Below are 250 nucleotides of genomic sequence, written 5' to 3' on the forward strand. Positions count from 1 at the left end.
TCAAGCTCAAGGGTCAGATCGGACAGAACCAGATCGGTGAACACAAACCGGTCATCACCCTGGTCCGCGCCTTCTGCCGCCCGGCTGACAAGCACCCTGCCGCTGTTCTGGTCATACAGATACGTGTCATTTCCGTTATGGCCACGCAGGTGCTGCCAGCCGTCATCGAAGCCGCCTCCGGACAGCGTGTCGTTCCCGTCGCCGCCATCGATGACGTCGGTTTCGGACGAGCCAACGATGATGTCGTCAC

1 pseudogene is annotated in these 250 nt (G+C 60.4%); it reads right to left on the reverse strand.

The features are described from left to right. Nucleotides 1-250 (reverse strand): annotated as a pseudogene (locus E1297_RS48670) (hypothetical protein); the annotation flags it as partial.

It is taken from the genome of Roseibium sp. RKSG952 (assembly GCF_009711355.1).